The 14,134-nt window shown below is 64.7% G+C and carries 14 protein-coding genes; 8 read left to right on the forward strand and 6 right to left on the reverse strand.

Annotation, left to right across the window (positions count from 1 at the left end; all coding sequences use genetic code 11):
• Nucleotides 1–9: 9 nt before the first annotated feature.
• Complete coding sequence (locus H1204_RS16445) at nucleotides 10–1,299, forward strand: MFS transporter (RefSeq protein ID WP_180729112.1); 1,290 nt, start codon at nucleotides 10–12, stop codon at nucleotides 1,297–1,299.
• A gap of 52 nt (nucleotides 1,300–1,351) precedes the next feature.
• On the opposite strand, the gene H1204_RS16450 is transcribed toward H1204_RS16445, so the two are convergent.
• Complete coding sequence (locus H1204_RS16450) at nucleotides 1,352–1,999, reverse strand: LysE family transporter (protein WP_180729113.1); 648 nt, start codon at nucleotides 1,997–1,999, stop codon at nucleotides 1,352–1,354.
• Nucleotides 2,000–2,125: 126 nt separating this feature from the next.
• Nucleotides 2,126–2,995 carry an NAD(P)-dependent oxidoreductase gene (locus tag H1204_RS16455; RefSeq protein ID WP_180729114.1) on the reverse strand — a complete coding sequence of 290 codons (870 nt, stop codon included), beginning with the start codon at nucleotides 2,993–2,995 and terminating at the stop codon, nucleotides 2,126–2,128.
• Between the two features lie 101 nt (nucleotides 2,996–3,096).
• Here H1204_RS16455 and H1204_RS16460 point away from each other — a divergent pair, with 101 nt between their 5' ends.
• Together H1204_RS16460 and H1204_RS16465 are read left to right on the forward strand one after the other, a co-directional pair.
• Entirely contained in the window at nucleotides 3,097–3,852 is a 756-nt protein-coding gene (locus H1204_RS16460) for a Mut7-C RNAse domain-containing protein (protein ID WP_180729115.1), read from the forward strand.
• Nucleotides 3,853–3,949: 97 nt separating this feature from the next.
• Nucleotides 3,950–4,237, forward strand: a complete 288-nt coding sequence (locus H1204_RS16465) for a hypothetical protein (protein WP_180729116.1) — start codon at nucleotides 3,950–3,952, stop codon at nucleotides 4,235–4,237.
• Nucleotides 4,238–4,374: 137 nt separating this feature from the next.
• Here the strand turns inward: H1204_RS16465 and H1204_RS16470 are convergent, their stop codons facing one another.
• The gene (locus H1204_RS16470) at nucleotides 4,375–4,584 is read right to left on the reverse strand and encodes a hypothetical protein (RefSeq protein ID WP_012402231.1); all 210 of its coding nucleotides are present in this window, start codon (nucleotides 4,582–4,584) and stop codon (nucleotides 4,375–4,377) included.
• Between the two features lie 339 nt (nucleotides 4,585–4,923).
• Here H1204_RS16470 and H1204_RS16475 point away from each other — a divergent pair, with 339 nt between their 5' ends.
• Entirely contained in the window at nucleotides 4,924–5,877 is a 954-nt protein-coding gene (locus tag H1204_RS16475; protein ID WP_180729117.1) for a DMT family transporter, read from the forward strand.
• Nucleotides 5,878–5,931: 54 nt separating this feature from the next.
• Here the strand turns inward: H1204_RS16475 and H1204_RS16480 are convergent, their stop codons facing one another.
• Together H1204_RS16480 and H1204_RS16485 are read right to left on the reverse strand one after the other, a co-directional pair.
• Entirely contained in the window at nucleotides 5,932–6,198 is a 267-nt protein-coding gene (locus tag H1204_RS16480) for a hypothetical protein (protein ID WP_180729118.1), read from the reverse strand.
• Between the two features lie 460 nt (nucleotides 6,199–6,658).
• The gene (locus tag H1204_RS16485) at nucleotides 6,659–7,828 is read right to left on the reverse strand and encodes a YbfB/YjiJ family MFS transporter (protein ID WP_180730980.1); all 1,170 of its coding nucleotides are present in this window, start codon (nucleotides 7,826–7,828) and stop codon (nucleotides 6,659–6,661) included.
• Between the two features lie 400 nt (nucleotides 7,829–8,228).
• On the opposite strand from H1204_RS16485, the gene H1204_RS16490 reads away from it, so the two are divergent.
• Nucleotides 8,229–9,815, forward strand: a complete 1,587-nt coding sequence (locus H1204_RS16490) for a diguanylate cyclase (RefSeq protein WP_180729119.1) — start codon at nucleotides 8,229–8,231, stop codon at nucleotides 9,813–9,815.
• A 285-nt stretch (nucleotides 9,816–10,100) separates the two neighbouring features.
• Nucleotides 10,101–11,051: a GGDEF domain-containing protein gene (locus tag H1204_RS16495; RefSeq protein WP_180729120.1), complete on the forward strand. Its 951-nt coding sequence runs from the start codon at nucleotides 10,101–10,103 to the stop codon at nucleotides 11,049–11,051.
• A 163-nt stretch (nucleotides 11,052–11,214) separates the two neighbouring features.
• Here H1204_RS16495 and H1204_RS16500 read toward each other — a convergent pair whose 3' ends face one another.
• Nucleotides 11,215–11,394 (reverse strand): hypothetical protein, encoded by a 180-nt coding sequence (locus H1204_RS16500; protein ID WP_180729121.1) that lies wholly within the window; start codon nucleotides 11,392–11,394, stop codon nucleotides 11,215–11,217.
• Nucleotides 11,395–11,650: 256 nt separating this feature from the next.
• On the opposite strand from H1204_RS16500, the gene H1204_RS16505 reads away from it, so the two are divergent.
• Together H1204_RS16505 and H1204_RS16510 are read left to right on the forward strand one after the other, a co-directional pair.
• On the forward strand, nucleotides 11,651–12,667 hold the full coding sequence (locus H1204_RS16505; protein WP_180729122.1) for an IS110 family transposase: 1,017 nt from the start codon (nucleotides 11,651–11,653) through the stop codon (nucleotides 12,665–12,667).
• A gap of 271 nt (nucleotides 12,668–12,938) precedes the next feature.
• The gene (locus H1204_RS16510; RefSeq protein ID WP_180729123.1) at nucleotides 12,939–14,129 is read left to right on the forward strand and encodes a phytanoyl-CoA dioxygenase family protein; all 1,191 of its coding nucleotides are present in this window, start codon (nucleotides 12,939–12,941) and stop codon (nucleotides 14,127–14,129) included.
• Nucleotides 14,130–14,134 lie beyond the last annotated feature (5 nt).

Raw genomic sequence — 14,134 nt, forward strand, 5'->3', positions numbered from 1 at the left:
AGCCGAACCATGAACCAGCCCGCCGACACCTGTCCGCGCAGCCTCACCGCTACATCACCGCCGCAGCCACACTCCGCCGCGCCGCCTGGCGCCACGTTGAGCACGCCTTTGACGCTTTTCTTCGCGGCCGCCGTCGGCGTGATCGTGGTCAATCTGTCGGCAGCGCAGCCGTTGACGGGGCCGGTCAGCCACGCGCTGGATCTGCCGCCCGAACTGGCCGGCCTCATCGCGATGCTGCCGCAACTCGGCTACGCAGCGGGTTTGCTGCTGCTCGTGCCGTTGTGCGATCTGCTCGAAAACCGTCGGCTCATTTTCCGGACGCTTGCGTGCTGTGCCGCGTTTCTCGCGCTTTCGTCGCTCGCGCGCTCGGGTTGGATGTTTCTGGCGTCGGTGTTCCTGGCGGGCGCGACGTCGAGCGTGATCCAGATGCTCGTGCCGATGGCCGCGTCGATGGCGCCCGAAAACCGGCGCGGGCGCGCCGTTGGCAACGTGATGAGCGGACTGATGCTCGGCATTCTGCTTTCACGGCCGCTTGCGAGCGTGATCGCCGGAACATTTGGCTGGCGCGCTTTCTACGGCATCGAAGCGTTTGCGGACGCGTTGCTGGCCGTCGTGCTGTACGTTCAGCTGCCGAACCACGCGCCGCAGGCCACCGCGCGCTATTCCGAATTGCTGCGCTCGCTCTGGACGCTGCTGCGCACCGAAGCCGTACTGCAACGGCGCGCTACACTGGCCGCCCTCGCGCTCGGCGCGTTCAGCGCGTTCTGGACGGCCATCGCGCTGCGGCTCGCGCAGCCGCCGTTCTCGCTCGGCATGCAAGGCATCGCCGCATTCGCGCTGGCGGGCGCGACGGGCGCAATCGTCACGCCGCTCACCGGTTATCTCGGCGATCGCGGCGCGGGACGCGCGACACAGATCGTCGCGCATCTGGTGATGATCGCGGCTGTCCTCGTGCTGGGTGTCGCGGGCGCTGGCTGGGGCGGATTCTCGCCTGCGGCGCATCCCGTGGCGGCGCTCGCGCTGCTCGTCGCCGGCGCGGCAGCGCTCGACGCCGGCGTCATCGCCGATCAAACGCTCGGACGACGCGCGATCAATCTCATCAATCCCGCTGCGCGCGGCCGGTTGAATGCACTCTTTGTGGGAATTTTCTTTGTCGGCGGGGCAATTGGCGCCGCGCTGTCGGGCGTTGCGTGGGCAAGGGCCGGATGGAGCGGCGTGTGCGCAGTCGCGCTGGGATTCGCGGTTGCCGTGTCCCTGTTCGGTTTCGCCGATCGTGCCGCGCAAGCCGGCCATCAGTGACGAGAAAGCGCTCGCCGCGCCGTGAGAGGCAGCGAGCGCTGAAAGGCAGGCGTCAGTGCCGCACCAGCGCCATCATCGCGCCGAAGCCGACGAACACGCCGCCCGTCAACCGGTTGAACGCCTTTGCGACGCTGCTGCTTTTCAGCTTCGCGCCGATCCGCGTGCCGCAGCCCGCGTAGACCATGTACCAGCTGACTTCCATCACCGCCGTCGTGGCGACGAGCACCGCGAACTGCGGAAGCGTCGGGCGCGAAGCGTCGATGAATTGCGGCAACAGCGCGGCCGAAAACAGAATCGCCTTCGGGTTGCTGCTGCCGACCAGAAAACCGTTGCGCATCAACGCACCGCGTGACGGTGCGCGCTTGCCGCCCATGACACCAGCGGAAGTATCGGCTTGCGTCGCCGCGGCTTCGCTCGCCGGCGCGCGCCATGCCTTCACGCCGAGCCAGATCAGATAAGCCGCGCCGAGCAGGCGCAGCGTGTCGAAGGTCGCCGGCCACGCTTTCAGCAGCACGCCGAGCCCGGCGACGGAAACGGCCAGCATCAGCATCAGCGACATCAGGCAGCCGGACATCGTGGCCGTCGTTTGACGCATGCCGTAACGGGCGCCGTGCGTCATCATCAACAGCATGTTCGGGCCGGGAATCGCGCAGACAACGAAGATCGTGGCCACATAGAGCCACCAGGTATGCAGAATCATGATGCGTATTGCTCGATGAAAATGAAAAACGGGCGGAACGAGCATTATGCTCGCCCCGCCCGCTCTCACGCAGTTCGCGATGCTAGCCGGCGCGAATGAGCGCAAGCAAAGACAAGCGCCGCGCCCTCAACGCCCCGCGCGGCGCGATGCGACCTGGCCCAGCACGGCGAAATCCTTGTCGCCGCCGCCGTGCGCGACGGCTTCGATCAGACTGTCGCGCACCACGCTCGCCACCGGCAGCGGCGTCGACACCGACTCGGCAGCCGCCAGCGCGAGGCGTACGTCCTTCAGGCCGAGGCGCGCCTTGAACAACGCCGGCTCGTAGCGCTGTTCGGCAATCATCTTGCCGTAGCCCTGATACACGGGACCGGGGAACACGCTGTTCGTGATCACATCGAGAAAATCCTGCATCGCGACGCCGTGACCGCCGAGCAAGGCCGACGCCTCGCCAAGCGACTCCACAGCCGACGCCAGCATGAAGTTCGCCGCCAGCTTTACAACATTTGCCTGCTGCGGCAGCGAGCCGATGCGCCACGTCTTCTGGCCGATCGAATCGAACACGGGTTGAACACGGTCGATCGCTTCGGCAGGCCCGGCGGCCACGATGGTCAGCTTCGCGGCGGCCGCGACGTCCGGCCGGCCCATCACGGGCGCCGCGACGTAGTTCAGGCCGCGCCCGGCGTGCGCCGTCGCCAGTTCTTCCGCCAGCGCGACGGAGATCGTCGCCATGTTCACGTGAATCAGCCCGCGCGGCGCATGCTCGAGCAGCGACGCGCTGATGACGTCGCGCAGCGCGGCATCGTCGGCGAGCATCGAGAAGACGGCGTCGCCCGTGAAAGCCTCAGCGGGTGAACCGACGATTCGCGCGCCCAGTTCGACGAGCGGCTGCGCCTTGTCCGGCGAGCGGTTCCAGACGCGCACGCTGTGTCCACCTTTCAGCATGTTTGCGACCATCGCGGCACCCATTTCGCCGAGACCGATAAAACCGATGTCCATCAATAACTCCTGTTCAAGAACCCGAAGTAGAGCATAGCCGCGCGCGTCGTGCAGGTAATTGCCCATCGGCGCTGCGTGAGGCGCGGTGCCATACTGGCGTCATGGTTACGGCCACCTTCCGCTTCTACGAAGAATTGAACGACTTCCTGGCGCGGCCGCTGCGCCGGCAGTCGTTCAGTTGCGAGTGTGCGCGCGCCGCGAGCGCGAAGCACATGATCGAGGCGCTCGGCGTGCCGCATACGGAAGTCGAACTGATCGTCGTGAACGGCGAATCGGTCGGTTTCGATCACCTGTTGCAGGAAGGCGACCGCGTTGCCGTCTACCCGAAATTCGAGGCGCTCGACATCCAGCCGATCCTGCGCGTGCGCGAGCGGCCTTTGCGCGTGGTGCGCTTCGTCGCCGACGCGCATCTCGGCGGACTGGCGCAACTGCTGCGGCTGGCCGGCTTCGACACACTTTACGACAACCACTACGCCGATTCGCATATCGAGTCGATTGCATCCGACGAAGGCCGCATCGTCCTGACGCGCGACCGTGAACTGCTGAAACGCCGCACGATCACACACGGCTGCTATGTCCGCGCGCTGAAACCCGAGGTGCAACTGCGCGAGATTTTCGACCGGCTCGATCTGGCGCGCAGCGCGCGGCCGTTTCGCCTGTGCCTCACGTGCAACGCGCCGCTGCGGCGCATTGCGAAAGACGAAGCGATTGGGCGCGCGCCCGAAGGCGTGCTCGAACGGCATGCGCAGTTCGTGACCTGCGATGTTTGCCAGCGCGTTTTCTGGGAGGGCACGCACTGGCGACGCATGCGCGCGCTGATGGACAGCGTGACGAACGCGGAAGCGTCGGCGAAATAGGCGCGGCATCTCGCGCGGCGACGGCATGCGTCCGGCATTCACGCGCCGCGCGATGCGTACAATGGTGGATTGCTTACCTGTTTAGAGGCCTTACCGCATGGCAATGAAGAAATTCGACCTTGAGAAAAACAAGGCGCTGAAACTCGGCAACGAGATGAAACAGTCGCTCTCCGCCGATCGCTTCGGCAAGGCCTCGTCGCTGCAGCCGCAACTCGACCGGCGCGAGCAGCGCAAAGTCGATCAGGCCAAAGGCCTCGTGCCGTTCGCGTGCAAGCTGCCGGATTCGCTGGTCGATCAGTTGAAGGAGCGCGCCGCGAGTCATCCCGAAGGCATGAACGGACTGATCGCCGAGCTGCTGGTCAACGGGCTCGCCGCAGGCGCTTGAGCAGCGTTGCGGGCGTCGCGCGCTTCAATGCGCGGGCGTACGGATCGAATGCGCCACAAGCGCGTCAACAGCGCGCCACAAAAACAAAAGGCCGAAGCATCGCTTCGGCCTTTCTTTTTGCTGCGCGAACGGGCTGCTTAGTTCGGCGTGCCCTTGTCGTTCGTGCCTGCTGCCGATGCAGCCGACGACACACCAGCGCGCTTGCCGTGCGTCTTCAGTTGCTTGTGAGCGTGCTTCGGCTTCGCGGCGCTAGCTGCTGCCGGCGCTGCGTCGGATGCCTGTGCGAAAGCTTGAACGGACACCAGCGCGAGCGAGGCGGTGACGAGCGAGGCGATGATTTTCTTCATGTGTGTTATCCCCAAACCTGACGACTGTAAGTCAAATGTTGAATTGGAACCGCATGATGGCGAAGCCGGCTGGGCCACACAGCGCCCGGCGACTCCCCGCGGGGAGTATCACGCAGCGTAGGCGGTTTGTCATCCCATACGCTTCGATATGTATTTTCCGGGAGACAGCCTTCTTACCGATTGCTTTCATCAACTCGACGCTTAGCCGACGGCCATACAGGTATCATGTCGGCTGCCATTCAATGACCGTCGTTTCGTCTGAACAGAAGGCATGCGATGCGCCTGTGCGGCATCGGAAGCTTGCCGCGCGAAACGATCTGTCCTGTCAGGAATATCCGCTTGAAAACCGCCACCCGCCAACACCTGCGCGCGAATCTGCTGATGCTCGTCGCCGCGATGATCTGGGGCAGCGCGTTCGTCGCGCAACGCCTGAGCCTCGATTCGATCGGTCCGTTTCTCTTCACGGGACTGCGCTTTCTGCTGGGCGCATTCGTTGTCCTGATCGTGTGGTCGGTCGTGCGGCGGCGTCGCAAGCTGGCGGGCGGTGGTGACGCACCCGCTTCTTTCGCGCCTTCCCGCGCATCCAAACTATGGCGCGACGGTGCGCTGCTCGGCCTGCTCGTCGCCGTGTCGATCTCCTGCCAGCAGATCGGCCTGCAATACACGAAGGTGGCGAACGCGGGCTTCATCAGTTCGCTGTATGTCGTGATCGTGCCGCTGATCGGCGTGGTGCTGCGTCACCAGACGGGCATCGGCGTATGGCTCGGCGCGCTGCTGGCCGCGCTCGGCATGTATTTTCTGAGCGTCGATGAACATTTTTCCATCCTGTACGGCGACTGGCTGCAACTCGCGGGATCGATTGTCATTTCTGCGCAGGTCGTGCTCGTGAGCCGCTTTGCGCGTCGTCACGATCCGTTGGCACTCGCGCTGGTGCAGTTCGTCGTGTGCGGCGTGGTCAGCCTCGCGGTGGGACTCGCCGTCGATCCGCTGCGCATCGCCGACATCGTCCGCGCTGCCCCCACCATTCTTTACGGCGGCGCGCTTTCAGTCGGCGTTGCTTACACGATCCAGGTCGTCGCGCAAAAGGATGCGGCGCCCGCGCACGCGGCCGTGATATTCAGCATGGAAGGTGTGTTCGCCGCGCTCGCCGGCTGGCTCGTGCTGGGCGAAACGCTGGCGACACGCGCGCTGCTCGGCTGCGCGCTGATGCTGGCGGGATTGATCGTCTGTCAGGTGATGCCGATGTGGACGGCCCGGCGCGAAGTCTCGTCGGACTCGGCGGAACCAGCCTGAAACACGGCCGGCGGGCTGGCTCGGCCTCGCACGAGCCAGCCGTCGCGGACGACGCTAGGCGGCCGCCTGCGCCGCCACCTGGCGCCAGCTTTCGACGGGACGACGGCGGTTCGACGTCGGCGGGAAAACGCACCAGCATCCGTCGTCGTGACGAAAGAAGAACAACGAACGCAGACCATCCGGCGCGGACGTTTCGACACGCACGTAGCGCGTCTGGTCCCATTTCGTGCGGCCGAACTGCGTGACATGCACAGGCGCGGAAACCGGCCCAAGCCATTTTTCGACCAGAAAACGCAGCGACTGCTCGGTGGCGTTTTTCATGACGTTCTCCACGTCGTCTTGTCGCGGGTGCTTTCGCGTGCGGTGTCCGGCTTCTCCTGCTCCTCTTCCGCCTCTTGCGCAGCGAGCTCGATCGCCCGTTGCGTTGCAGCCGCGCGCAGCGCCCTGCAATCTGCCGCATGCCGTATGTCCGACAGCATCCGGACTAGTTGTCGCGCGTTCCTGCGTTTCATATGCACCCCCGCACCGCACAAAAGACTTGAGAAAGCACTTTAACTTTAGGCGTTGATCTCGCGTCTCTCTAGTTGTTTTGACGAAATAGCAACAGTCAAATTCGAATTAGATGACTGAGTATTTCATCGGTTTTCATCCTGCTCCCGGCTGCGCGCTCGATCTGTGCGCTGGCGACCGCAACGCAGCAACTGTGTGACCCAAATGGCGCATGGCTTGGCACCGAATATGCGGTCGCGCGTTGTGCAATGCTTTCGCCGAAACGATCAGTTCACCGAATGGGTGTTTGCGACAAGCTTGTCTGCAATGCAGCAAGTACCGCGCCAGCAGCAAGCAGACATGCCGAATAGATGAGTCCGCGCTCCAGGCCCACGCCGTCGGACACCAGTCCGATCACGGTCGGCCCGACGATCTGTCCGAACGCGAATACGATTGTGAACGCGCTGATGCCGCGGCCCCAATGCGCGGCGGGCAGATTGTGGCGCACGAAGGCGGTTGTCGACGCGACGGCCGACAAGAATGTCGCGCCGAACAGCACACCAGACGCGAACGCGACGACAGGATGCACGACGATTGCGGGCAGCAGCGTCGCCAGCGCGAGCAATGCATTGAGTAACGCGAGCACCTGACCGCCGCGCATGCGGTCGAGCAGCTTCGACCAGATGCGCGCCGACACGATCGTCGCGACACCGAGCAGCAGATAGAACCCCGTCACGACGCCTTCGCTCATGCCGCCGTTGCGCAGCAGCGCGATGATGAACGTCATGTAGCCGATATAACCGACCCCGAACAGCCCGTATCCGGCGAGCGCGAACGCATAGCGCAGCATGGGCGTGGCGCGCGGCGCGGCCGCCGTGGCGTCGCCTGTGCCCGTGTGTGTGACGTGCTGCCTGTCGATGCGCCGCGCAGCACGCGCCGCGACCAACGACAATGTGACGCACGCCACAGCGAGCGCGAACCACGCCAACTGCCAGTCATGCGTGCGATGCACGAGTGTGAAGGAAGCGAGCGAAACGGGAACGAGCAGCGCCGACGCGACGATGCCCCATCCCGTGCCGCCGTAATACAGGCCGAGCACGAGGCCCGCATCGCGCGGACGCGATGTTGCGAGCCGCGCCGCCAGCACGCCGCCGCTTACGAAAATGAATGCGCTCGCGATGCCCGTCGCGACGCGCTGAACGAGCAGCGCGCCCGTATCCGACAACACGCCCGTAATGGCCATCAGCACGGCTGTCGCCATGCATCCGCCGACGAACAGCGTCCCCGCCGACCAGCGACGCGACAAACGTGGAAACGCGAGCGCGCCGAGCAGATAGCCGAGCGCGTTCGCGGTATTCATCGCGCCCGCCTGCGCGAAGCTCCAGCCGAGGTCGATTTTCATCGGCGGCAACAGCAATGCGTAGGAAAAGCGCGCAAGCCCTAGCGCAATCGCGCTGCCCATCGACAGGCTGACGGCCAGCCAGAGCGTCGGCCCGCGCCCTGGCGAACGGGTGGCATCGGCGGCATTGGCGGCATCGCCGTGTTCGCTTGCCGGTGGCGTCGCGCGTGATGCCTGTCGCGGGTTGCTTGCCGTCACACCGCTCAGAACACAAGTCCAGGCAAACACGCGTTGGGCGAAACCAGTCGTCATATCGTTGTTTGTATCGATCGATTGGGCTATCACTGTACATCGCGAACGCTCGTTCAGCGTGCGCGCGCCGGGTCGCGCCTTGTCGCAAAGCGAGCGCGACACCGCCAACGCCATCCGCATGCATCGTCCGTGGCGAGACCGCGTGCCGTGCTTGCCGCGCGCTTCGCAACCCTGCTAGCGTAGCGGCACAATCACGACGGAGACGACGCTCGTGTTCAATCCGCTTCTCGTCCTGCGTCAACGGTTTCGCCAACTTGCGCGCAAGCGCGGAGCGGCCGTGTCGCAAGCGGTCGGCAACCGCCCGTTCCTGACGGGCATCGCGGGCACGGTGATCGCGACGGCGATGGCGGGCCTGACGCTCGCCACGCTGTACTCGGGACGCACCGATGCGCTGAATCACGCGCGCGAAACTTCCGCCAATCTGGTTTCGCTGATTTCGAGCGATCTCGCGCGCAACGTCGAGATCTACGATCTGTCGCTGCAGGAAATCGTTCATCGGTCGCAGGAGCCGACGGTCTGGCATCTGCCCGACGATCTGCGCCGCACCGTGCTGTTCGATCGCGCGACGCTCGCCGCCTACCTCGGCGGCGCCTACGTGGTCGACGAACATGGCGTGCTGAAGGCTACGCAGGAAGGGCCCGTCAACAAGAGTGTCCGGTTCGACGACCGCGACTACTTCGTCGTCCATCAGCGCAACCCGAAGGCGGGTTTGTTCGTCTCGCATCCGTACCGCTCACGGCTGCGCGAGCGCGAGCTTTCGTTTGCGCTGTCGCGGCGCATCGACGCGCGCGACGGCTCGTTTGCGGGCGTCGCGCTGCTCGCCGTGCGCATCGCCTATCTGCAGCGGCTGCTCGACAAGGTCAACACGGGCCGCAACGGCACCGCGTTCATCCTGCACGAAGACGGCACGGTGCTCGCGCGCAAGCCTTATTCCGAAGCCATCATCGGCGTCAATGTGGACCGGTATCCGCAATATCAGGTCACGCATTCGGGAACGGCGGGATCGTTCATCGACGACTCTCCCATCGATCATGTCCGGCGCATCTACTCGTACGCGCATGTGTCCGACACGCCGCTGGTGGTGATCGTCGCGCCTGCCCTCGACGACGTGCTCGCCCCGTGGCGCAAGCGCAGCGCGGTTGCGGGCGCGCTGACGTTCACGCTGGGCGCCGTCGTCGTGCTGGTCTGCTGGACGCTCGCGTTTGCGCTGCGCGACAAGGTGCGCGCGCAGGCGCGCCTCGCCGAACTCGCGGCCACCGATCCCCTCACCCGTCTCAGCAACCGCCGCACGCTCGACCGGCACCTCGACGAAGAATGGCGCCGTGCGCGGCGCAACGGCGCGCTGCTGTCGGTGCTGTTCATCGACATCGATCATTTCAAGCGCTTCAACGACACCTACGGCCACGCCGCCGGCGACGAAGTTCTGGCTGCTGTGGCTGACTGCATCGCGTCGGTAGCGCGGCGCTCGATCGACGTGGTCGCGCGCTACGGCGGCGAAGAATTCGCGGTCGTGCTGCCCGATATGGGATCGAACGCTGCGGCGAACTCGTCCGAGAAAGTCCGCCGCGGAGTCGAGGCGCTGCGCATCAGGCAGTTCCCGGTCGTGACGGTGAGCGTCGGTTGCGCGACGGGCCGGCCTGCCGACGGCGGCAACGCCCCGGACCTGCTCGCCGCCGCCGACGCGCAGCTCTATGCGGCAAAGGCGGCCGGCCGCAACCAGGTGCAAGGGGTGGACTGGACGCGAATCCAGCCGGACGGCCTGGGCGATCACACTGATCCGGCGAAGCGCCACGCGTGAGCATCACGGCGACCGAACCGTACAACTCTGCCCGGCTTCCAGAAACCTGCGCGACACGCAGAATTGCGGGCAAAACCGCTCACTATTCACGCAATGGCCGAGCATCCGCCCGACGTAGACTCGATCCTGTCTCCACGTTCTCCGTGATTCTTCACGCAGTCGGAATCATTGGAACGCTTCGCGCCACGGCTTCGTCCGTGGCGCTTTTCTTGAGCGACACGGCGAACCTGGGACCGAGGCCGCACTTCGACGACGCGGCCAGCTCGGAGACCCATCTGCACCGATATGAAATCGATTCAGGATCTGCGTACCGACGACATCGCATGTGAAGCGTTGCTCGGCGCCCTCGACGGCAAAAACACGCTGGTCGCGATCTACGATACGAGCGACCGGCTCGTGTTCGCGAGCAGCGCATTCAAGCACGCGTTCCGCCTCAACCGCGAGCGCGGCGAAATCACGTTCGCCGATCTCGTGATGCGCGGCATCCTCGGTCAATGCGGCACGCGCATCGAGGGCGACAACGCCGCAGCGGTGATCGGCGACGCGATCGCCGTGCGCCGCGAACGCGCCGGGCAGCGCAGCTTCGCGACGGAACTGATCGACGGCCGCTGGTTCTGGATGACGGAATCGCTGCTGGAGAACGACTGGATCGTGCTGACCGGCACGGACATCTCAGCGTTGCGTTCCAGCGAGCAGGCGTGGATCGGCGCGCACGAACGCGCGGTGCAGGAAGCGCGCACCGACGTGCTGACAGGCCTCTCGAACCGGCGTCATTCGATGTCGGCGCTCGAACTCGCGATCACGGCCGCCGTGGGCACGGAAACGCCGCTCACGGTCGCGCTCGTCGATCTCGATCATTTCAAGCAAATCAACGACTCGCACGGCCACGCCGCCGGCGACGCCGTGCTGCGTGATTTCGGCGAAGTCTGTCGGCATGCGACGCGTCAGACGGATATCGCGGGGCGCATCGGTGGTGAGGAATTTCTGGTGGTGTTCCCGTCGACGTCGGTCGAGCATGGCGTGTCGGCTGTCGAGCGGATGCGCCGTCAGGTGATGAGCCGCCGTGTGCAGGTCGCTGGCGACTGCGCGATCCGATATTCGTTTTCGGCGGGCGTTTGCAAGGTCGAAACGAGCGACAATCTGAACACGACGCTCGCGCGCGCCGACAGCGCGCTTTACTCGGCCAAACGCGAAGGGCGCAACCGCACCGTCGCGTGGTCGGCGCAGCGGCAGTGAAGAGCGGTCGGTAGGGACGCGCCGCGAACCGTACCGAATGCTCTTCGGCGGCGTCATCGTCTTCTGCATCAGAAAGCGCGGCCGGAAGGTCGCGGGACGCAGGCCCCGGCACACGGTGTTTTCCAGCGCATCGCGGATTTCGTCGGCGACACGGCGCGGCGCTTCAACCACCACGTCGACCGCTCGTCGCCATTGTCAGTTGTTTCTCTTCCCGTTCCCTGATCCCTTGCCGAATGCGCCACAGCGCGCGCACGTGCGCGCGTCCGTTCGGCACGCGGTCGACAGTCGCCATGCCGAGACCCGCCAGCAACGCAATTTCCTTGGTCAGCAAGGGATGACGCATCACTCGCCAAGCAAATCCGCCGCCCGCTTTTGATGTGTTTTTGATGTTTCGTTGATCACGCAGCGCGGGAGATTGCGGATAAGCTGGTTTCCAGCATCGGACCACCCGATGACATCGGAGGAGATGGTATGGACGCCTCCCTCACGCGTCGGTGAGCAGAGGCAGTAGAAACGGAGGAGCCCTCGCTGTACCCGACGGCATCAGAGTGCCAAAGTGGTGGTGTGACAACGACCACTGAGGGTAAGGAGGGCTCGAAATGAAGACTACGACATTTGGCGTGGACCTGGCAAAGCGGGTCTTTCAGGTGCACTGGGTAGACATGGATACAGGCGAAATCAACCGCAAGCAGTTCAAGCGCGAACAGCTGGTGAGCTTCTTTGCGAAGCAGGCGCCAGCGCTCATCGCGATGGAAGCGTGTGGCAGCGCCCACTACTGGGCGCGCCGTTTTGCAGGCTTTGGCCATCAGGTGAGACTCATCGCGCCCGCGTTTGTGCGCCCGTTCGTCAAGCGCAACAAGACCGATGTCGCTGACGCCCAGGCGATCTGGGAGGCCGCGCAACGACCGGAAATGCGCTTTGTGGCTGTCAAGAGCGAACCGCAGCAGGCGGTGCTGACGCTGCACCGCGTACGCCAGCAACTGAAGAAGATGCACCGCATGCAGACTAACCAGATCCACGGCTTGCTTTATGAATTCGGCGCAACCGTACATCGTGGGTGGCACAGCATGGACGATGCGGCACGCCAATTGACCGAACTGGCCGACACCTTGCCCGCGATGGTGATCGATACGCTGCGCGAACAGCTGCAGCGTGTCGAAACACTCGCGCAAGATATCCGCACCATTGAACGCCGGCTTGCCGCATGGCAGCGCCAGGACGAAGCGGCCACACGGCTGGTCGCGATTCCCGGCGTGGGCCTGCTTACCTCGACCGCTGCGGTGGCCACCATCGGCCAGGCCAGCACATTCCGCTCGGGACGTGAGTTCTCCGCCTGCATCGGTCTGGTGCCGCGACAAAGCGGCACGGGAGGGCGCGTGAAGCTGCTGGGCATCAGCAAACGGGGCGACGTGTATCTGCGTACCTTGCTGATTCACGGCGCGCGCTCGGTGCTCACTCACTCGAAGCATCTGGACGACATGCTGCAGCGTCTGCTGGCGCGACGACCTTTTAACGTAGTGGTCGTCGCACTGGCCAACAGAATGGCACGCATGATCTGGGCGCTGCTGGCCCACGGCCGTACGTACCAACCCGGTTACGCGGTGCATGCCGTGTAAAACTTCCACTTAACTATGGAGACTGGTCGTCAACAGGTTGCGCAGGTTGATAGCCATGTGATGGCACAACAGGTCGGACCGCGGGGAAGCAAGCCTGAACCTCGTCTTGTCCCTCGAGGACTCGCAGGAGATGAGGCCTTCCCCGGCAGATTCCATCAGGGCCGGCGGACTACCGTCCGCATCCAGAGGCCGGATATAAGTCTGCAGCCACATCCTGTCGGTCACACATGTATATCACCTGGCAAACCGGGAGGCGTCCATATAAGACGAGATGAACCCACAGCATCTGCCTTCAGGCGGACAGACATGGTTTCGCGAAGCCGACTGTTCCGTCGACGACTTCGCGACGCTGATCGAAACCTCACGTGAAATGCGTCCACGGCCGCGCCTTGCCGCCGATCTGGCGCACGGCATACCGGTCTACGACGGCGACGCGCTGCGGCCCATCGTGGCCGACGCGGCGCGCCGTCCCGAGTTGCTCGCCGAATGGGCCAGTGTCCTGCTCGACGGCGCCGGCGTGTTCGTGATGCAGCGCGCGTACGACGATATGACCGCCATCGACGACGCAACCGCGATCTTCGAATCGATCATTCGCAGCGAGCGCAAGGCAGGCGGCGGCGCCGATCACTTCGCGAAGGCGGGCGCCAACGACCGCATCTGGAACGCACAGGAAAAGCTGTGCCTCGCGGCACCCGACATCTTCGTCCGCTACTTCGCCAATCCCGTTCTGGTGGCGGCCGCCGAAGCCTGGCTCGGGCCCGCGTATCAGATGACGTCGCAGGTGAACGTCGTGCGGCCAGGCGGCGAAGCGCAGCAGGCGCACCGCGATTTCCATCTCGGCTTTCTCACCGTCGACGAAGCGCAACGTTTTCCCGCGCATGTGCACACGATGTCGGCGCTGCTGACGCTGCAAGGCGCCGTCGCACATACCGACATGCCCGTCGAGAGCGGCCCGACCAAGCTGCTGCCGTTCTCGCAGCGTTACCCGCAAGGCTATGTCGCGTGGCGCCGCGAGGACTTCCGCGCGTATTTCGAATCGCACTACGCGCAGTTGCCGCTGCAAAAGGGCGACGCGCTGTTCTTCAACCCGGCGCTCTTTCACGCTGCCGGCTCGAACCGCACGCGCGACGTGCAACGGATGGCGAACCTGCTGCAGGTGTCGTCAGCGTATGGACGCGCGATGGAATCGCTCGACCGCACTCGCATGTGCAACGCCGTGTATCCCGTGTTGCGGGCCATGCACGCGCAACAGCGCCTCGACGCGGCGCAAACGGCGGCCGTCATCGCGTCGTGTGCGGAAGGCTACGCGTTCCCGACGAATCTCGACCGCAATCCGCCCGTCGGCGGACTTGCGCCCGCGAATCAGCAGCAGATCCTCGCGACCGCACTCGACGAAAGCTGGTCCGACGAGCAATTCGCCGACGCGCTGCGCAACCTCGAGTTCCGCAACGCGACGCACTAGCCCCT

It is taken from the genome of Paraburkholderia sp. PGU19, from assembly GCF_013426915.1.
Lineage (GTDB): Bacteria > Pseudomonadota > Gammaproteobacteria > Burkholderiales > Burkholderiaceae > Paraburkholderia.